At 66.3% G+C, this 18,138-nt stretch carries 17 protein-coding genes; 8 read left to right on the top strand and 9 right to left on the bottom strand.

Annotation, left to right across the window (positions count from 1 at the left end; genetic code table 11):
* Window positions 1–24: 24 nt before the first annotated feature.
* A complete protein-coding gene (locus L0962_RS18320) occupies window positions 25–618 on the bottom strand; it encodes an OmpA family protein (protein WP_234086714.1) in 594 nt (197 codons plus the stop codon).
* 4 nt (window positions 619–622) lie between these two features.
* Window positions 623–1,057, bottom strand: a complete 435-nt coding sequence (locus tag L0962_RS12210) for a FecR domain-containing protein (protein ID WP_234086712.1) — start codon at window positions 1,055–1,057, stop codon at window positions 623–625.
* 110 nt (window positions 1,058–1,167) lie between these two features.
* Between L0962_RS12210 and L0962_RS12205 the strand changes: the two genes are divergently transcribed.
* Complete coding sequence (locus L0962_RS12205; protein ID WP_234086711.1) at window positions 1,168–3,318, top strand: CHASE2 domain-containing protein; 2,151 nt, start codon at window positions 1,168–1,170, stop codon at window positions 3,316–3,318.
* Window positions 3,319–3,334: 16 nt separating this feature from the next.
* On the opposite strand, the gene ispF is transcribed toward L0962_RS12205, so the two are convergent.
* Together ispF and ispD are read right to left on the bottom strand one after the other, a co-directional pair.
* The gene (gene ispF, locus L0962_RS12200; protein ID WP_234086709.1) at window positions 3,335–3,817 is read right to left on the bottom strand and encodes a 2-C-methyl-D-erythritol 2,4-cyclodiphosphate synthase; all 483 of its coding nucleotides are present in this window, start codon (window positions 3,815–3,817) and stop codon (window positions 3,335–3,337) included.
* Window positions 3,814–4,500: a 2-C-methyl-D-erythritol 4-phosphate cytidylyltransferase gene (gene ispD, locus L0962_RS12195; RefSeq protein WP_234086708.1), complete on the bottom strand. Its 687-nt coding sequence runs from the start codon at window positions 4,498–4,500 to the stop codon at window positions 3,814–3,816. Before ispD ends, ispF begins: the two co-directional genes overlap by 4 nt.
* 73 nt (window positions 4,501–4,573) lie before the next feature.
* Here ispD and L0962_RS12190 point away from each other — a divergent pair, with 73 nt between their 5' ends.
* The 7 genes from L0962_RS12190 (at window position 4,574) to serB (ending at window position 13,364) form a co-directional block, all read left to right on the top strand.
* Window positions 4,574–5,830, top strand: a complete 1,257-nt coding sequence (locus L0962_RS12190; RefSeq protein WP_234086706.1) for an MgtC/SapB family protein — start codon at window positions 4,574–4,576, stop codon at window positions 5,828–5,830.
* 1 nt (window position 5,831) lies between these two features.
* Window positions 5,832–6,428 (top strand): hypothetical protein, encoded by a 597-nt coding sequence (locus tag L0962_RS12185; RefSeq protein WP_234086705.1) that lies wholly within the window; start codon window positions 5,832–5,834, stop codon window positions 6,426–6,428.
* 84 nt (window positions 6,429–6,512) lie between these two features.
* On the top strand, window positions 6,513–7,280 hold the full coding sequence (locus tag L0962_RS12180) for a hypothetical protein (protein ID WP_234086704.1): 768 nt from the start codon (window positions 6,513–6,515) through the stop codon (window positions 7,278–7,280).
* Between the two features lie 128 nt (window positions 7,281–7,408).
* Entirely contained in the window at window positions 7,409–10,882 is a 3,474-nt protein-coding gene (gene mfd / locus L0962_RS12175) for a transcription-repair coupling factor (protein WP_234086931.1), read from the top strand.
* Window positions 10,879–11,946, top strand: a complete 1,068-nt coding sequence (locus L0962_RS12170) for a 3-deoxy-7-phosphoheptulonate synthase (RefSeq protein WP_234086703.1) — start codon at window positions 10,879–10,881, stop codon at window positions 11,944–11,946. The genes mfd and L0962_RS12170 overlap by 4 nt, the downstream gene beginning before the upstream one ends.
* A 10-nt stretch (window positions 11,947–11,956) precedes the next feature.
* The gene (locus L0962_RS12165; protein ID WP_234086702.1) at window positions 11,957–12,514 is read left to right on the top strand and encodes a DUF523 domain-containing protein; all 558 of its coding nucleotides are present in this window, start codon (window positions 11,957–11,959) and stop codon (window positions 12,512–12,514) included.
* A 10-nt stretch (window positions 12,515–12,524) separates the two neighbouring features.
* Window positions 12,525–13,364 (top strand): phosphoserine phosphatase SerB, encoded by an 840-nt coding sequence (gene serB, locus L0962_RS12160; RefSeq protein WP_234086701.1) that lies wholly within the window; start codon window positions 12,525–12,527, stop codon window positions 13,362–13,364.
* A 13-nt stretch (window positions 13,365–13,377) separates the two neighbouring features.
* Here serB and L0962_RS12155 read toward each other — a convergent pair whose 3' ends face one another.
* The 5 genes from L0962_RS12155 to hscA form a co-directional block, all read right to left on the bottom strand.
* A complete protein-coding gene (locus L0962_RS12155) occupies window positions 13,378–14,379 on the bottom strand; it encodes a M48 family metallopeptidase (protein ID WP_234086700.1) in 1,002 nt (333 codons plus the stop codon).
* Window positions 14,376–15,617: a DUF898 family protein gene (locus tag L0962_RS12150; protein ID WP_234086699.1), complete on the bottom strand. Its 1,242-nt coding sequence runs from the start codon at window positions 15,615–15,617 to the stop codon at window positions 14,376–14,378. The genes L0962_RS12155 and L0962_RS12150 overlap by 4 nt, the downstream gene beginning before the upstream one ends.
* Window positions 15,618–15,724: 107 nt before the next feature.
* The gene (gene iscX / locus L0962_RS12145) at window positions 15,725–15,919 is read right to left on the bottom strand and encodes a Fe-S cluster assembly protein IscX (RefSeq protein WP_234086698.1); all 195 of its coding nucleotides are present in this window, start codon (window positions 15,917–15,919) and stop codon (window positions 15,725–15,727) included.
* Window positions 15,916–16,260, bottom strand: a complete 345-nt coding sequence (gene fdx, locus L0962_RS12140) for an ISC system 2Fe-2S type ferredoxin (protein WP_234086696.1) — start codon at window positions 16,258–16,260, stop codon at window positions 15,916–15,918. Before fdx ends, iscX begins: the two co-directional genes overlap by 4 nt.
* Window positions 16,257–18,137, bottom strand: a complete 1,881-nt coding sequence (gene hscA, locus L0962_RS12135) for a Fe-S protein assembly chaperone HscA (RefSeq protein WP_234086694.1) — start codon at window positions 18,135–18,137, stop codon at window positions 16,257–16,259. The genes fdx and hscA overlap by 4 nt, the downstream gene beginning before the upstream one ends.
* Window position 18,138: the final 1 nt, after the last annotated feature.

Here is an 18,138-nt window from a genome sequence, read left to right as displayed (position 1 = left end):
CGAGGGCTGACGATCGGGCGCAAATCAGCGCAGCGAAATCTCGACGCGACGATTTTTCGGCTCGGCAACCTCGTCGGCGGTCTTGATCAGCAGATTGCGCTCACCGTGCGACTCGACGCTCAAGGCATGGAACTGGAGTCCCTTGCTGCGCATCAGTTCCGCCACCGCCTGCGCCCGCTTCAACGCCAGCGCCTCGTTCTCGTCGGGCCGGCCGACGGTATCGGTGTGACCGATGATCGACACATCGACCGCCGGCCGCCGCGCGGCTGCCTCGACGACCTTGGGCAGCAGCGCCTGCGACGCTGCGGTTAGCCGGGTCCCGCCGCTATCGAAATACAGCTGGTAGCGCTCGGGAATCATCGGCCGGGCGGCCATCGCCGGGCCGAAATCCTGACGAATCTGTTCGCCGGCAATTTCGCGGGCGGGCGCCGCCCCGTCGAGCGTCGCCCCGTAACCGGCACGCTCGATCACCTGTTCGCCCTTGCTCCCATGCACCACGACCTTGCCGGTGCTGCCGTCCGGACTGTCGAGCAGCACGACATAGGACTTGCTCGCACACGCGCCGAGCAATGTTGCGGTCGACAGCCCGATCAACAGGAATTTCACGCTCGCATGCACGATGTCACTCCTCGACCTTGACCAGGAACTGCGTGCCGCGCACGCCGATCGTACCGGTCGGCGTTTCCAGCGTGACGGCATCCGGCTTGAGCTTGGCGATCACGCCGGAAACGTAGTTGAGGCTGCCCTTGGTCAGCTTGCTGCCGAGCCTGAGCTTGCCCTGGCCGGGCGCGTAGAGATATTCGCTGACCGTCAGTTCGGTATTCGGCCCGAAGGACATCACGGTCTCATCCTTGAAAGTGACGCCCATCGCCGCCTGACGACCGGTGCGCAACACCGAACCGGCAAACACCGGCGTCCCGACCTCGGCCGTCACCGCCTTGCCTTCGGAGGTCACCGACGCTTCGCCGCTGACCGTCTTCACAAAGCCGACGGGTTGATCGGCCAGGGCCAGCATCGGCAACAGGCACAAGCCGACGATCCATTTGTTTTTGTTCATCTTCGCCCTCCGTTTGGGGGTGACGTCAAAGTGTTTCAGGATTTTGTACCAGCGTATCATAGGCCGCGAACGCCGGATCACGGCCCGATCCGCATTTTTTTACCGACCTCATGCAGCGCACCCGTTACTGGACCCTGATCCTGCCCCTTCTCGTCACCGCAATGCTGATCGCCGGCCAGTGGCTGGCCGGTGCGCAGCTCGAACTATTGCGCAATGCGGTATTCGACCAGTATCAGCGCTGGTCGCCACGACCATCGGTCGACACCCCGGTACGCATCGTCGATATCGACGAGGACAGCCTGCAGCGCCTCGGTCAATGGCCCTGGCCGCGTACCCGCCTGGCCGAGCTGGTCGATCGCCTGCAGCAGGCCGATGCCGCAGCCATCGCCTTCGACGTGATGTTTGCCGAAGCCGACCGGACTTCGCCCGCGGCCATCACCGAACTGTGGCAAGCAGGACCGGCACTGCGCCGGCAACTGGCACACCTGCCCGATCACGACGCGGTCTTCGCTGCCAGCCTGGCTCGCGCGCCGACCGTCGTCGGCTTTTCGGCAACTCGCCAGCAGGGGGCGGGCCGGATGCCGGCCCGCAAGGCCGCCCTGGTCAACCTCGGCGAACCGCAGCGGCATTGGCTGCCAGCCTTCGACGGCGCCGTCGGCAGCCTGCCGGCCTTTGAAAATGCAGCCTCGGGCAATGGCGCATTGAGTTTCGTCCCCGACCGCGATGGCATCGTGCGCCGCGTCCCGCTGCTGGTGGAACTGCCCGACGGCCCGGCTCCTTCGTTGACCAGCGAGGCCCTGCGCGTCGCCCAGGGGGCACCGACGCTGATCCTGCGCAGCGCCGGACACCTGCAACAACTGGGCGGCACGCGGGATAACGCCGGACTGGGCGAAGTCCGCATCGGCGAACTGAGTCTACCGACCACGCCGCAGGGCGAATTCTGGGTGCACTACGCGCCTCGGGATCCGACACTCAACCTGCCGGCCTGGCAGGTGCTCGACGGCAGTGCGCCGGCCGAACGGCTGGCCGGCCACATCGTGCTCGTCGGCAGTTCGGCGCAAGGGCTGATGGACCTGCGTTTCGGCCCCTTCGGCCTGATGCCGGGCGTCGAAATACACGCCCAGGCCCTGCAGCAGATGCTTTCCGGGCATTTCCTGCAACGCCCGTCCTGGGCACCGGGCCTCGAATTCCTCATCCTGGCCATCGGCAGCCTGCTGATCGGCATCGTCGCCCTGCGCGTACGCGCCTCGGCGTCCGCATTGCTCGGCCTGGCGCTGACGCTCGCCGTCGCGCTGTTGTCCTGGCAGGCCTTCGTCGGCGAGGGCCTGCTGCTCGACCCGGCCTGGCCGATCGTCGGCATGACCGCCAGCTTCCTGCTGTGCAGCCTGGCGCACCATCTGCTGACCGAGCACGAGCAGCGCTGGCTGCGCTCGGCCTTCGCCCGCTACGTCTCGCCCAACCGTGTCGCGCATCTGCTCGAACACCAGGACGACATGGCGCTCGGCGGACGGCGCCAGGAATGCAGCTTCGTGTTCACCGACCTGGCCGGCTTCACCGGCCTGATGGAAAGCATCGATCCGGCCGACGCAGTTACCCGGCTCAATGATTATCTGGACGGCATGATCGCCATTGCCTTCCGCCACGAAGGCACGCTCGACCGCATCGTCGGCGATGCATTGGCGATCATGTTCTCGGCGCCGATTCCCCAGCCCGATCACCGCGCCCGGGCGCTGGCCTGCGCGCTGGAGATGGATGCCTTCGCCAGCGCCTATGCGCACGACCTGCGTCAGCGTGGCATCGCCTTTGGCGAAACGCGCATCGGCGTCCATGCGGGCGAGGTCATCGTCGGGAATTTTGGCGGCCACACGATGTTCGACTACCGGGCGCTCGGCGATCCGGTCAACACCGCCGCCCGCCTGGAATCGGCCAACAAGTATCTGGGCACCCGGCTGTGCGTGTCGGAAGCGATCCTGGCCGGGGTTCCCGATGCGCCCGCCCGGCCGGTCGGCAGACTGGTCCTCAAGGGCAGACAGCAGGCGCTGGCCGTCTTCGAGCCGGAACGTCCGACGGCCGATCCGATGCGCGCACCGCTGACCGATTATCGGACAGCCTACGCCCTGCTCGACGACGATCCGCCGGCCGCCGCGGCACGTTTTGCCGAACTGGCCGGACAATGGCCGGCCGACCCGCTGGTCCGCCTGCACCACGAACGTCTGCAACGCGGCGAAAGCGGTAGTCGCATCGTGCTTGCCGGCAAGTAGCCGGGAGTAGTCAGCTTCAGCCGGCGCGCACGACGAGCACCACCGCCTGCGCCTCGATCGCCTCCTCGCGGCCGAGGTAGCCGAGCTTCTCGTTGGTCTTGCCCTTGATGTTGACGCAGTCGGCGCCAATGCCGAGGTCGGCGGCGACGTTGGCGACCATCGCCGGCGCGTGCGGTGCCAGTTTCGGTTGCTGGGCGATCAGCGTGGCGTCGACATTGACCGGCCGCCAGCCCTTGTCGGCGAGTAGCGCGACCGCGGCGCGCAACAACACGCGGCTGTCGGCGCCTTGGTAGCGCGGGTCGGTATCGGGAAAATGCCGGCCGATGTCACCCAGCGCGACGGCGCCGAGCAGCGCGTCGGTGATCGCATGCAGTAGCGCGTCGGCGTCGGAATGGCCGAGCAGCCCGGTCGGGTGCGGAATCTCGACGCCGCCGAGGATCAGTTTGCGGCCGGCGACCAGCTTGTGTACGTCGTAGCCCTGCCCGACTCGGATGTTCATTTGCGCCCTCTCAGGATCATTGCGGCCAGCGCCAGGTCGGCCGGAAAAGTGACTTTCAGGTTGGTCGAATCGCCGCGCACCAGCTTCGGCGCGAGCCCGAGCGCCTCGATGGCGCCGGCTTCGTCGGTAACGGCATTGTGGTTTTCGAGCGCGGCGAGCAGTCGACCGTAACGGAACATCTGCGGCGTCTGCGCCTGCCACAGGCCGTCGCGCGGCTCGGTGGCGGCGACGCGCTGACCGGCATCGGCGCGCTTCAGGGTATCGGCGACCGGCACCGCGAGGATGCCGCCGACCGGGTCGTCGGCCAGTTCGGTGCACAGCGCGTCGAGCATCGCCCGGCTGAGGCAGGGACGCGCCGCGTCATGGACCAGGATCCAGTCGTCGTCGGCGGCCACCGTCGCCGCCGCGCGCAGGCCGTTGCCGACGCTCTCGGCGCGGGTGGCACCGCCGCAGCGCACGGTCTCCAGCTTGGCACCGAGCGCCGACCAGTCGTAACGCGGCCACCACGGATCGTCCGGCGCCAGCACCACCCACACGCGCTCGATCGCCGGGTGTGCGGTCAACGCTGCCAGGGTGTGGAAAATCAGCGGTCGGCCGAGCAGGTCGAGGTACTGTTTCGGCATCTCGGCGCCGAAGCGTGAGCCGCTGCCGGCGGCGGGGACAATTGCGTAATGTCTGGGCATGGCTTAATTTTAGCGAAGAAGCGGCCGCAGCACGGCACAAGACAGGCCAAAAGAGAGCGAGGAGAGTGCGCGCATGAATTTCGTCGTACCGGAACTGGCGGTCCCCGTCGAAGCCTTCGCCACCGCGCTGGGCATCGGCCTGCTGATCGGCATGGAGCGCGAACGCCGCCCGGATTCAGCGGCCGGCCTGCGCACCTTCGCGCTGGTCGCCATGCTCGGTTGCCTGTTCGCGATGCTCGGCGAAAGCAGCGGCGTCCCCTGGCTGCTGGCAGTCGGTCTGGTGGTCATCTCGGTGGCGATGATCGCCTCCAACTTCTCGACCCAACAAGAAGAGAAATACCGCGGATTCACCTCCGAAGCGGCCATCGTCGTCACCTACGCGCTGGGCGCCGCGGTCTGGTTCGGCCACGCGACGGTGGCGGTGATGCTGGCCATCGCGACCACCGTGCTGCTCTATTTCAAGGCCGAACTGAAACAGTTCAGCGAACGGATGACGCCCCGGGACATCAACTCGATGCTGCAGTTAGCGGTGCTGTCGCTGGTCGTGCTGCCGATCCTGCCGAGCGGCAATTTCGGCCCCTACGGCGCGATCAATCCGCGCCAGGTATGGTGGATGGTGGTGCTGATCTCGGGACTGGCGCTGGCCGGCTACCTCGCGCTGCGCATCATCGGCGCTCGCCACGGTGCCGCCGTGCTCGGCATTTTCGGCGGTCTGGCGTCGTCGACCGCAACCACCATGATGTTCTCCCGCCACGCTGCCGAACACGGCCATCTGGTGCGCATGTCGGCGATCGTCATCCTGATCGCCAACGTCATGGTCATGATCCGCCTCGGCATCATCGCCGGCATCGTCGCCCCCGGTCTGGTCGGACCGATCGCCATCGTCTTCGCCTGCGGCGTCGTACCCGGCGTGGCGATGGCCGCCTGGGGCTGGAAGATCCTCAACGAGGCCGGCGACCTGCCGATGCCGGAAGTCAAGAACCCAACCGAACTGAAAACGGCAATCTCCTTCGGCCTACTCTACGCGCTGGTACTGCTGGCCGCCGCCTGGCTGCAGGACGTCGCCGGCAACAGCGGCCTGTACATCGTCGCGCTGGCCTCCGGACTGACCGACGCCGATGCCAGCGTGCTGTCCACGCTGCGCATGTTCAACCTCGACCGCGTGGCGGCCGGCGACGCGGTGATCGCCGTCACCCTCGCCTTGTTCGCCAACCTGGTGTTCAAGATCGGCCTGGTGCTGAGCATCGGCGGCCGGCCACTGGCCCGCCAGGCGCTGCCCGGCCTGCTGGCGATCGGCGGCGGCATGGGCCTCGGCCTGGCACTGCTCTGACATGCTGCACCGCGACCTCTCCCTGCCTGCCGCGCACGGCCCGCTATACGGCCGACTGGCCCTGCCGGATGGCGCCGGCAAACTGCTGCTGATCGCACGCGCCCATCGCCGGCCCGACGACGAGGTGCTGGCCGATGCCTTGGTCGGACACGGTATCGCCGTCCTCGACATGAACCTGCTGAGCAGCCACGAACTGCAATTTGCCGATGCGACGCAGAATGTGCCGCGCTTGAGCGAGCGGCTGCTCGACGTACTCGAACTGATCCGCATCGACGGCGATCTGGAACGGCTGCCGCTGACCGTGCTCACCCATGGCGACAGCACACCGGCGGCGATCCGTGCGGCAGCCCGGCGCGACGCCCAGGTCGATGCGCTGATCTGCCACGGCGGCCTGGCCGACCGGGCCGGGCTGCAATCCCTGCAACTGTTGACGGCACCGCTGTTGATGCTGTTCGAGCACGACGACGATAGCGGCCCGCCGGCCTGGGAACGCGCCAGCCGCCACCTCGGCGGCCCGCATGCGATGCATCGCCTGGCGGCAGGCGAATCCCCGCTGGCCGTCATGCTGCAATGGCTGAAAACGCCCGGCACAGGCTGAAACGGCGGACAGTCCGGAAATCCGGCCCTATAATGCCGACGCCATGACCGATGGCGACCGACCACATTCCGACCGGATACCCCGATGTTTCGCAAATTCCGCATTCTGATCCTGCTGCTGGCCCTGGCCGGCGTCGCCTTTGCCGCATGGCGTGCCGAAACCCGGCTCACCGCCTGGGAACACACCGTCTTCGTCGGCCTCTACCCGATCGCCGCCGATAATTCGCCGGCCACCGCCGCCTATCTTGCTGCGCTGGACGACGACAGCTTTGCCGAAATCGGCAGCTGGATCGACCAGGAAATGCAGCGCTATGGCGGCAAGGTGCTGCAGCCGGTCAAGGTACGGCTTGCCCCGCCGCCGCGCTCGACGCCACCGTTGCCGCCACAGGGCGGCAGCGCGCTCGACAACATGCTGTGGAGCCTGAAACTGCGCTGGTGGGCCAGCCGCAACGACGACATTCCCGGTCCGAAACCGCAGGTCCGCCTGTTCGTGCTCTACCACGATCCGGCCAACCTGTCGGTACTGCCGCACTCGACCGGCCTGAGCAAGGGGCAACTGGGCCTGATCCACGCTTTTGCCAGCCGCCGCCAGCATCGCCAGAACGCCGTCGTGATCGCCCATGAACTGCTGCACACCTACGGCGCTACCGACAAGTACGACATGCGGACCCTGCAGCCGATCTTCCCCGACGGCTACGCCGATCCGGCGCAGACACCGGCGCTGCCGCAACGCAACGCCGAAATCATGGCCGGCCGCATTCCGGTCAATGCACAACGGGCCGACATCCCGGTCGGCCTGGGGGAAACCGTGATCGGCCCGCAAACCGCGCGCGAAATCGGCCTGCTCAAATAAGCCGGCGACGGCCGGCGACGACGACCGGCGGGCTATAATCGATCCTTTGCCCGCCGTGCCGCCGATTCAGATTCGGCGCACCCGCCGTTGCCGTGCCCCCGAATTCCACCCCAGCCTCCACGCAGACGCTGAAGCGTCCGTCCTTCCCGTTGCCGATCGCCGCCCTGCCGGCCCCCGGCCATCGTCTTGATCTGCCGGCGCATGCCGGCTCCGCCGATGCGCTGACGCTGGCCGAACTGGCCGCCGCCCATCCCGGCCGCCTGCTTGCCGTGGTCACCGCCGGTGCCGCCGATGCCCAGCGCCTGCTCGACGAAATTCCCTGGTTCGCCAGCCAGCGCCAGGTGCCGTTGCGCGTGCGCCTGCTGCCGGACTGGGAAACCCTGCCCTACGACCACTTCTCGCCGCACCAGGACCTGGTCTCCGAACGCCTGGCGACGCTGTGGGCGGTCACCCAGGGCGAGGTCGACATCCTGCTGGTGCCGGCTGCCACGGCGGTCTACCGGCTGGCACCGCCGGAGTTCCTCGCCGCCTACACCTTCGCCTTCAAGAAGGGCGAACGGATCGACGCCGAGAAATTCCGCGCCCAGGTCACGCTGGCCGGCTACGCGCACGTCACGCAGGTCGTCTCGCCTGGCGAATACTCGATCCGTGGCGGGCTGATCGACCTCTTCCCGATGGGCTCGCCGGTGCCTTACCGGCTCGACCTGTTCGACGACGAGATCGACAGCATCAAGACCTTCGACGTCGATACCCAGCGCACCATCTACCCGGTGCCGGAAGTACGTCTGCTGCCAGCCCGCGAGTTTCCGATGGACGACCGCGGCCGCACGCATTTCCGCCAGGCCTTCCGCGAAACCTTCGAGGGCGACCCGGCCAAGTCGGGGATCTACAAGGACATTTCCAGCGGCATTGCCAGCGCCGGCATCGAGTATTACCTGCCGTTGTTCTTCGACGAGACGGCAACGCTGTTCGACTACCTGCCCAGGGATGCCGTGCTGGTCACGCACGGCGACGCACCGGGCGCCATCGCCGCCTTCCGCAGCGACACGCAGTCGCGCCACACGCTGCTCCAGGGCGACAAGGCGCGCCCCTTGCTGCCGCCCGAACGCCTGTTCCTGTCGGACGAGGATTTCTTCAGCGCGGCCAAGGCTTACGGTCGACTGGCCATTCCCGCGAAAAATGCCGATCCGGCACGGTCGACCGCAAGCCACAGCGATTTTCTGCCCAATCTCGCCGTCGACCGCCGCAGCGACGATCCGCTCGCCGCGCTGAAAACCTGGCTCGCCGGCTTTGCCGGGCGCGTGCTGCTGGTCGCCGAGACGGCCGGCCGGCGCGAAACCCTGAGCGCGATGTTCGCCGAACACGGCCTGAAACCCGATAGTTGTGCCGATCTGGCCGCTTTCCTGAGCGGCACCAGCCGGCTGGCGCTCGGCATCGCGCCCCTGCAAGCCGGCTTCGTGCAGGACGGCGTCGCCTTCGTCACCGAAACCGAACTGTTCGCCGGCAGCCCGCGCCGCACGCGCAAGGAAAGCCAGCGCAAGGCCAGCCTCGACAACTGGCTGAAGGACCTGACCGAGCTCAAGATCGGCGACCCGGTCGTTCATGAAAGCCACGGCATCGGCCGCTATCGCGGTCTGGTGCGCATGGACCTCGGCCTCGGCGAGCAGGAATTCCTCGAACTGCACTACGCCAGCGACGCCAAGCTGTTCGTGCCGGTGGCGCAATTGCACGTGATCTCGCGCTACTCCGGCGCCGATCCGGACGCCGCGCCGCTGCACACGCTCGGTTCCGGCCAATGGGAAAAGGCCAAGCGCAAGGCCGCCGAGCAGGCGCGCGACACCGCCGCCGAACTGCTCGCGCTGTACGCCGCGCGTGCCGCCAGAAAGGGCCACGCCTTCGAATTCGGCGAAAACGATTACGAAGCCTTTGCCGACGGTTTCGGCTTCGAGGAAACCGCCGACCAGGCCGCCGCCATCGCCGCCGTCATCGAGGACATGAAATCGGGCAAGCCGATGGACCGGCTGGTCTGCGGCGACGTCGGCTTCGGCAAGACCGAGGTCGCCCTGCGCGCCGCCTTCTGCGCGGTGGCCGGCGGCAAGCAGGTCGCCGTGCTGTGCCCGACGACGCTGCTTTGCGAACAGCACTACCAGACCTTCGTCGACCGCTTCGCCGACTGGCCGGTCAAGGTCGCCGAAATCTCGCGTTTCAAGACCGCCAAGGAATCGGCGCAGGCGCTCAAGGAACTGAGCGAAGGCAAGATCGACATCATCATCGGCACGCACAAGCTGATCGGCAAGGATGTGAAATTCGATCGGCTGGGCCTGGTCATCATCGACGAGGAACACCGTTTCGGCGTGCGCCAGAAGGAAACGCTGAAGGCGATGCGCGCCGAGGTCGACGTGCTGACGCTGACCGCGACGCCGATCCCGCGCACGCTGGCGATGAGCATGGAAGGCCTGCGCGACTTCTCGGTGATCGCCACCGCGCCGCAGAAGCGACTGGCGATCAAGACCTTCGTTTCGCGACTGTCCGACGGCATCATCCGCGAAGCGGTGCTGCGCGAATTGAAGCGTGGCGGCCAGGTGTACTTCCTGCACAACGAAGTCGACACCATCGAGAACATGCGCGAGAAGCTGGAAAAACTGGTGCCGGAAGCGCGTATCGTCATCGGCCACGGCCAGATGGGCGAGCGCGAGCTGGAAAAGGTGATGCGCGACTTCACCAGCCAGCGCGCCAACCTGTTGTTGTGCACGACCATCATCGAAACCGGCATCGACAATCCGCACGCCAACACCATCCTGATCAACCGCGCCGAAAAGTTCGGCCTCGCCCAGCTGCACCAGTTGCGCGGCCGGGTCGGCCGGTCGCACCACCAGGCCTACGCCTACCTGCTGGTACAGGACGAAAAGGCGATGACCAAGCAGGCCAAGCAGCGCCTGGAAGCGATCCAGATGATGGAGGAACTCGGTTCCGGTTTCTTCCTGGCCATGCACGACCTGGAAATCCGTGGCGCCGGCGAGGTGCTCGGCGAAAACCAGGCCGGCGACATGCAGGAAGTCGGCTTCAACGTGTTCACCGACATGCTCAACCGCGCCGTCGCCGCGCTCAAACAGGGCAAACATCTGGAAGCCATCGACCTGACCCAGCCGCCCGGCGTCAGCGGCGAGATCAACCTGCGCACGCCGGCCCTGCTGCCCGACGCCTACTGTCCGGACGTGCACGAGCGCCTGACGCTGTACAAGCGGCTGGCCAATTGCGAGGCCGACGACGAGATCGACGCCCTGCAGGAAGAACTGGTCGACCGCTTCGGCGAAATGCCCTTGCAGGCGCAGGCGCTGCTCGCCACGCACCGGCTGCGCCTGCTGGTCAAACCGCTGCTGATCCAGAAGCTGGATGCGACCAACGACCAGATCACGATCCAGTTCGCGCCCGAGTTTTCAAGGAATCCACCTATCGAGCCGATCAGGATCATCAATTTGATCCAGAAGAACCGCAGCTATAAGCTGGCCGGACAGGATAAAATTTCCCTTTTACGCCACTGCCCGGCCCTGAGTGACAAGGTTGCGGCAGTCAAGGACATGATTCGCGAGCTGACCAAATGACGCAAAAACTCGAAAACATCAACATCGCCGCCTTCGACACCATGCCGACGCCGGCCGAAATCCACGGCAAAGTGCCGTTGACCGCAAAGGCCGAAGCCACCGTCGCCAACGGCCGCGAAATCCTGCGCAACATCCTCGACCGTAAGGATCACCGCCTGTTCGTCGTGGTCGGCCCGTGCTCGATCCACGATCCGGTGGCCGGGCTCGACTACGCCCGCCGCCTCAAGGCGCTGGCCGACGAAGTCGGCGACGTGCTGCAGATCGTCATGCGCGTCTATTTCGAAAAACCGCGCACCACCGTCGGCTGGAAGGGCTACATCAACGATCCGTTCATGGACGACTCCTTCCAGGTCAACGTCGGCATGGAAAAGGCCCGCGACTTCCTGCTGCAGGTCAACGAACTCGGCCTGCCCGCCGGCACCGAGGCGCTCGACCCCTACGGCCCGCAATACTACGGCGACCTGATCGCGTGGACCGCCATCGGCGCCCGCACCACCGAATCGCAGACGCACCGCGAAATGTCGTCGGGGCTGTCCACGCCGGTCGGCTTCAAGAACGCCACCAGCGGCGACCTGACCGTGGCGACCAACGCCATCCTGTCGGCCTCGCGCCCGCACTCCTTCCTCGGACTGAACAACGAAGGCCGCGTCGCCATCGTCCGCACCACCGGCAACCCGCACGGCCACGTCGTGCTGCGCGGCGGCGAAAGCGGCCCGAACTACGACACCGTGTCGATCGCCGTTGCCGAAGCGGCGATGGTCAAGGCCAAGCTGCCGACCAACATCGTCGTCGACTGCTCGCACGCCAACAGCTCCAAGAAGCCGGAACTGCAGCCGCTGGTGATGGCCGACGTGGTCAACCAGATCCGCGCCGGCAACAAGTCGATCCTCGGCGTGATGATCGAATCGAACCTCGAAGCCGGCAACCAGCCGATTCCGGCCGACCTGTCGCAGCTCAAGTACGGCTGCTCGGTCACCGACGGCTGCATCGGCTGGGAGACCACCGAAAAGACCCTGCGCGACGCCGCCGTGATGCTGCGCGACGTGCTGCCGGAACGCCTCTGACCGACCGGCGATGCCGGCCACGGCCAGCCCCGCGATCCTGATCAGCGCCTGCCTGCTCGGTCAGCCGGTGCGTTACGACGCCCGCGCCGTGCCCTGCCCCAGCGCGCTGCTCGATCACTGGCGGCAAGCCGGGCTGTTGCTGCCGTTCTGCCCGGAAACCGCGGGCGGCCTGCCGGTACCGCGCCCGCCCGCCGAAATCGGCACCGGCGGCGATGGCCGCTCGGTCCTGGCCGGCGCGGCCAAAGTCATCGACCGGCAAGGCCGCGACCTCAGCCCGGCCTTTGTCGCCGGCGCCCACGCGGCGCTGCGGGCGGCCGAACATCACGGCATCCGGCTGGCCATCCTGAAGGAAGGCAGCCCTTCCTGCGGTTCTTCGGCGATTCACGCCGGCCGTTTCGACGGGCAGACCGTCGCCGGCCAGGGCGTGACCGCAGCGCTGCTGCGCGATGCCGGCATCCGTGTATTCAACGAACACGACATCGCGGCCGCCGCGGCCTTCCTGCGCGAAATTTCGCCGATTCCTGCGGTCGACCGCAGCAAGGCCGGTTTTCCGGCCGCCCATTCCTGAAGACGACACCATGAACCTGATCATCCAGGGCGGCGCGCTGCCCACCTTCCTGCTCGAAAAGATTCTTGCCGCCACCGGCGCGTCGACCGTCGAACCCTGCCCGCCGCAGGTAGTGAAGATCCACGATGCCCAGCGCACGCCGGCCTTTGACGCGCTGATCCCGCTGATCGAGGCGGAAAAACTCGACTGGGCCTTCGTCGACCGTAACAGGAAGCTGGCCGACTTCGGCCTGATCTGCTTCGACATGGATTCGACGCTGATCACCATCGAGTGCATCGACGAACTGGCCGATTTCGCCGGCAAGAAGGCGGAAGTTTCGGCCGTCACCGAAGCCGCCATGCGCGGCGAGATCGACTACCGCGAAAGCCTGCGCCGCCGCCTGGCGCTGATGGCCGGGCTCGATGCCCGCGTGCTGGCGCGGGTGTTCGGCGAACGCCTGCTGCTCTCCGACGGCGCCCGCGAATTGCTCGAAGCCTGCCAGAACGCCGGCCTGCGCACCGCCATCCTGTCCGGCGGTTTCACCTATTTCACCGAGCGCCTGCGTATCGAGCTGGGTTTCGACTTCGCCACCTCGAACGAACTGGAGATTGCCGGCGGCAAGCTGACCGGGCGGGTCGTCGGCGACATCATCGATGCCGCCGCCAAGGCGCATCATCTCGGCCGCCTGCGCGACGAACTGGGGCTGCGCAAGGATCAGGTGATCGCCGTCGGCGACGGTGCCAACGACCTGCTGATGATGGCCGAAGCCGGCCTGTCGGTGGCCTTCCACGCCAAACCGGCAACGCGCGCCAAGGCCGACGTGGCGATCAATTTCGGCGGTCTCGACGCCCTGCTCAGGCTGCTCGGCTGAAACGCCTGGCGTTTCAGCGGCGATGGGCCTCGATGTAGGCGATGCGGGCCCGGGTTTCCGGGTGCGAGGCCAGCACCGAATTCCCGCCATCGCCGCCGTGCGCCTTTTCAAGACGCGCCAGCATGTCGGCCAGCGCCACCGGATCGCGGCCGCTGTCGCGCATCAGCCCGACTGCGTAGACATCCGCCTCGTGCTCGAAATCCCGCGAATAGCGCGACTCCAGCACCAGCGCCGCAGCGCCCGACACCAGGCTGGAGACATCGCCGAAATAAACACCGGCGACGAAGGAAACCACCGACGACTGGATCAGCTGGCGCATGCCGTGCCGGTGATGCACATGACCGAGTTCATGGGCGACCACCGCCGCTACCTCGCCGGCATTGCCCAGTTCGGCCAGCGAATCGAAGATCACGATATCGCCGGACGGCAATGCGAAAGCATTCGGCCCAACCCCCGAAGCCCTGAAATGCAGGCGATAGGCGGGCACTTCCGGGCCGAGCGCGGCGAACCGGGCAACCTCGCCGGCAATCGCCGCACGCCGCTCCGCGGCAAGCTGCGTCGGCTTGAGCAGGCGCCCGTCCAGCGAATCGAGCACCTGGGTCGACAGCATCTGCAAGGCCGCCGGCGGAACCCGCGGGGCCAGCGCATCGGCAGCCGCCGGCAGCACCCAGAAATAACCGGCAGCCACCGACAACACGCAGCCGAGCAGCGCAACCAGCGCATAGGACCAACGCATCTGCATGCGGCTGACCAGGCCGGGACGGTGGCCCTGCGCCGCCAGCCAGTCGGCGAAGGCCGCCAGCCCGGCCGGGGCGACTTCGCAGCTGCTACCGTCGGGCAGATGCAGGAAACGCGGCGCCCCGGCCAGCGCTTCGCTGATCTCGACTGCCTCCCGCGGCGCCCGCCGCTCGCCGAATTCGCCACGCACGACGAATTCGCCGTTGTCGCACGACAGACGCGCGGCATGGGCCTGCGGCCGCCGGCCGTCGAAAAAGGCGACCGAAAAGTCGCTCACAGTGCGAGATCCATGTCGAACACATCGGCCGCGGCATCGCCCAGTGCTGATACCTGTTCGTGCTCGCGGGCGACGAAATCGTCGAGACTGCCGACCGCATGCAGGGTCAGGTGCGCCGCCCGCAAGCGGGCCATCCGGACCTGGGCCCACGGAATGAACAGGCCCAGCGTGCAGATGATGCCCAGCCAGTTGGTCAGGGCAACCCCGACGTAACGCCTCACCGGAATATCGCTGCTAAAACGGTGTTCGCCCAGCGCGGAGGACGACCAGACGGCATTGGTCAGGCGGCCCATGACATACGCCGGCGCGAGCAGGTAGAAACCGATGCCGAGCAGGATGACGAACAGTCCGCCGCCTTTCAGCCCGGCAATGCCGATGACGATGGCCAGCACGAAGAACAGGGCCAGCGGGATCAGGAAAATCCGGTAGACCTGGCCGACGCCCAGCGTGCAGGTAAAAGCCGTGGTACCGAAGCGGCTGTGTTCGACGGTGAATTTCCGCCAGTCGCGGACCAGTTTCGGAAACCACAGACCTAAGGTCAGCACGGTGATCAGCAGATTGAGCGCAAGCACCTTGAAGGCCGTCGCGTAAGCTGCTTCGAACGAAAAGCGCAGGCTCCGGTAGCTGGTGTTCGCTGCCCGGAAACGCAAGGCACGGATCAGCAGTGCCGGCGCGACGATGGCAATGACCAGCAAAGCGAGCAGATAAGGCAAGGGCCCGGCCTCCTGCGCCAGCGACAGCACCAGGAACAGCGCGAAAGCGATCGCCCGGCCTTTCAGGATCGCCTGCGGCTTGCCGTGATAATCGAAGGCCGAATCGTTGAACAGCAGGTTACGATGAAAATACTGCTCGCGCCGGACCTTGGCCCAGGCCGAGTAAATGCCCAGCGTGACGATGCTCAGGCACAGATTGACGATCCAGATGCGGAAATAGGCGCCGCCTTCGCCAACGAAGCGGAAACCATGCGCAACGGCCCCGTCGCCGGCCCCGGACGAGCGGACCGCCGGCGGCACCGGCGGCGGCGCGGCGGGCTGGTCCAGCGTCGCATCGTAGGCGGTGCGCTGCACCGGATCGACAAGCACCGCATAAGCCTCGCGCAACCGGTCCAGCAATAGCGGATCCGGGGCTTGCGGAGAACCCGCCAGATCGCGAAAGCGCAACAGACGATCGCGGTATGCCGCACGGATTTCGTCCGTTCCCGCCCTGACCGAAACCCCAAGGGTTTCGTAATGCGTCATGCCCGTCGCCATGCGCCGCTCCCTGCTTTTTTCCGGAAAACGGCAGTTTAACCCGGCCAGCGGAAAATCATGACAATCGGTTCATGAAAACCGCGACTACCGGCAAATCAGGCGACTTCGTCGATCCAGGCCTGCTGGATGGCTTCGAGAATCTTCTCGCCGCAGCGATTGGCATCGTCATCGAAACCGGGCAGCGCCATCACCCAGTTGCGCAGGTCGACGAAGTTGATCTTCAGCGGATCCCGGTCGGGATGCGTCTCGGACAGTTCGATGGCGATGTCGTTGATGTCGGTCCACTTCATTTGCGGTGACCCTCCTTCGCCATGTTGATGCTGTACTTCGGAATTTCGACGACCAGCGGCGTCGACCCCACGATCGCCTGGCACCCCAGGCGCGAGTTCGGTTCCAGGCCCCAGGCCTTGTCCAGCAGGTCTTCTTCCGTTTCGGTCGCCTCTTCCAGCGAGGCGAAGCCCTCGCGGACGATGACGTGGCAGGTGGTGCAGGCGCAGGACATCTCGCAGGCATGATCGAGCCCGATGTCGTTGACCAGCAGGTTCTCGCAGATCGACTTGCCCGCTTCGGCTTCGATGACGGCGCCGTCCGGACACAGTTCGACGTGCGGCAGCACGATGATTTGCGTCATTCTTTCTCTCCCGTGCCGATTTCCTCGACCTTGCGGCCGGACAGCACTTTCTTGATGCTTTGATCCATGCGGCGGTGGGCGAATTCCTGGGTTTCGAAACCGAGGTCGTCCATCGCGATGTTGATGATGCGGCGGTTGTCGCCGGCCGCGGCTTCCTGCAGCTTGGCAATCGCGTTGCGGATCTTGGCGGTTTCCGCTGCGTTGAGCAGATGCGGATCCTCGGCCAGGGCTGCCTCGGTCGCCTCGATCATCCGCTCGGCCTCGACCTGGGCTTCGCGCAGCGCACGCGCCATCGCGTCGTCCTTGGCGTGCGCCAGCGAATCCTTCAGCATGCCGGCGATCTCGTCATCGGACAGGCCGTAGGACGGTTTGACGGTGATGCTCGACTCGACGCCGGTGGTCTGCTCGCGGGCGGTGACCGACAACAGGCCATCGGCGTCCACCTGGAAGGTGACGCGGATGCGCGCCGCACCGGCGACCATCGGCGGGATGCCGCGCAGTTCGAAGCGGGCCAGCGAACGGCAGTCGGCGATCATCTCGCGCTCGCCCTGGACGACGTGAATGGCCATCGCCGTCTGGCCGTCCTTGAAGGTGGTGAATTCCTGGGCGCGCGCGGTCGGGATCGTCGAATTGCGCGGGATCACCTTCTCGGTCAGTCCGCCCATGGTTTCCAGGCCGAGCGACAGCGGAATGACGTCGAGCAGCAGCCAGTCGTCCTTGCCGGTCTTGTTGCCGGCCAGCAGGTTGGCCTGCGTCGCCGCGCCGAGCGCGACGACCTTGTCCGGATCAAGATTGGTCAGCGGTTCCTGGCGAAAGAAGTCGCCGACCGCCTTCTGGATCTGCGGCATGCGCGTGGCACCGCCGACCATGACTACGCCCTTGATTTCGTCGGCACGCAGGCCGGCATCGCGCAGCGCCTTCTTGACCGGTTGCAGCGTCTTCGAAACCAGGGTCTGCGTGATCTCGGCAAAAGTCGCCGCGTCGAGCCGGATGTCGATGATTTCGCCGGACGCCAGGCGCAGCAGGATCGGCGCCTCGGCATTCTTGGTCAGGTATTCCTTGGCCTCGCGGCAACGCATCATCAGCCGCCGGGCATCCTCGGCCGGCAGCGGCGACAACCTGGCCTGCTCGATCACCCAGCAGTAGATGCGGTGATCGAAATCGTCGCCCCCCAGGGCCGAGTCGCCGCCGGTGGACAGCACCTCGAAGACCCCCTTGGTCAGTTTCAGAATGGAGATGTCGAAAGTACCGCCGCCGAGGTCGTAGACCGCATAAACCCCCTCCGCGCCGTTGTCCAGGCCGTAGGCGATGGCTGCCGCGGTCGGTTCGTTGAGCAGGCGCAACACGTTGAGGCCGGCCAGTTTGGCGGCATCCTTGGTGGCCTGGCGCTGGGCGTCGTCGAAATAGGCCGGCACGGTGATCACGGCGCCGACCAGTTCGCCGCCGAGCGCGACTTCCGCCCTTGCCTTCAGGGTTTTCAGGATTTCCGCCGAAATCTCGACCGGGCTCTTGATCCCGGCCTGCGTCTTCAAGCGGACCATGCCCGGCGCTTCGACGAAATCGTAGGGCATGGCCTCGACGTGGGCGATGTCATGCTTGCCCCGGCCCATGAAACGTTTGACCGAAACAATGGTGTTCTTCGGGTCGACCGCCTGATCCTTGCGCGCGTCGTAGCCGACGACGGTACTGCCGTCGGCGTGGTAATGCACCACCGAAGGCAGCAGCGAACGCCCCTGCTCGTCGTTCAGACAGACGGCAATGCCGCTCCTGACGGTGGCAACCAGCGAATTGGTGGTGCCGAGATCGATGCCGACAGCGAGCTTGTGCTCGTGCGGGGCTGCGGATTCGCCAGGCTCGGCGATCTGGAACAAGGCCATC

The sequence above is a fragment of the Azonexus sp. R2A61 genome (assembly GCF_021401135.1).
Classification (GTDB): Bacteria; Pseudomonadota; Gammaproteobacteria; order Burkholderiales; family Rhodocyclaceae; genus Azonexus.
The sequence above is the reverse complement of the archived record's forward strand: the minus strand, read 5'-3'. Positions and strand labels throughout refer to the sequence as shown.

Coding starts and splice junctions, on each gene's coding strand:
- L0962_RS12210 (WP_234086712.1), bottom strand. CDS start 1,057: ATGAACAAAAACAAATGGATCGTCGGCTTGTGCCTGTTGCCGATGCTG.
- L0962_RS12205 (WP_234086711.1), top strand. CDS start 1,168: ATGCAGCGCACCCGTTACTGGACCCTGATCCTGCCCCTTCTCGTCACC.
- ispF (WP_234086709.1), bottom strand. CDS start 3,817: ATGAACATCCGAGTCGGGCAGGGCTACGACGTACACAAGCTGGTCGCC.
- ispD (WP_234086708.1), bottom strand. CDS start 4,500: ATGCCCAGACATTACGCAATTGTCCCCGCCGCCGGCAGCGGCTCACGC.
- L0962_RS12190 (WP_234086706.1), top strand. CDS start 4,574: ATGAATTTCGTCGTACCGGAACTGGCGGTCCCCGTCGAAGCCTTCGCC.
- L0962_RS12185 (WP_234086705.1), top strand. CDS start 5,832: ATGCTGCACCGCGACCTCTCCCTGCCTGCCGCGCACGGCCCGCTATAC.
- L0962_RS12180 (WP_234086704.1), top strand. CDS start 6,513: ATGTTTCGCAAATTCCGCATTCTGATCCTGCTGCTGGCCCTGGCCGGC.
- L0962_RS12170 (WP_234086703.1), top strand. CDS start 10,879: ATGACGCAAAAACTCGAAAACATCAACATCGCCGCCTTCGACACCATG.
- L0962_RS12165 (WP_234086702.1), top strand. CDS start 11,957: ATGCCGGCCACGGCCAGCCCCGCGATCCTGATCAGCGCCTGCCTGCTC.
- serB (WP_234086701.1), top strand. CDS start 12,525: ATGAACCTGATCATCCAGGGCGGCGCGCTGCCCACCTTCCTGCTCGAA.
- L0962_RS12150 (WP_234086699.1), bottom strand. CDS start 15,617: ATGACGCATTACGAAACCCTTGGGGTTTCGGTCAGGGCGGGAACGGAC.
- iscX (WP_234086698.1), bottom strand. CDS start 15,919: ATGAAGTGGACCGACATCAACGACATCGCCATCGAACTGTCCGAGACG.
- fdx (WP_234086696.1), bottom strand. CDS start 16,260: ATGACGCAAATCATCGTGCTGCCGCACGTCGAACTGTGTCCGGACGGC.
- hscA (WP_234086694.1), bottom strand. CDS start 18,137: ATGGCCTTGTTCCAGATCGCCGAGCCTGGCGAATCCGCAGCCCCGCAC.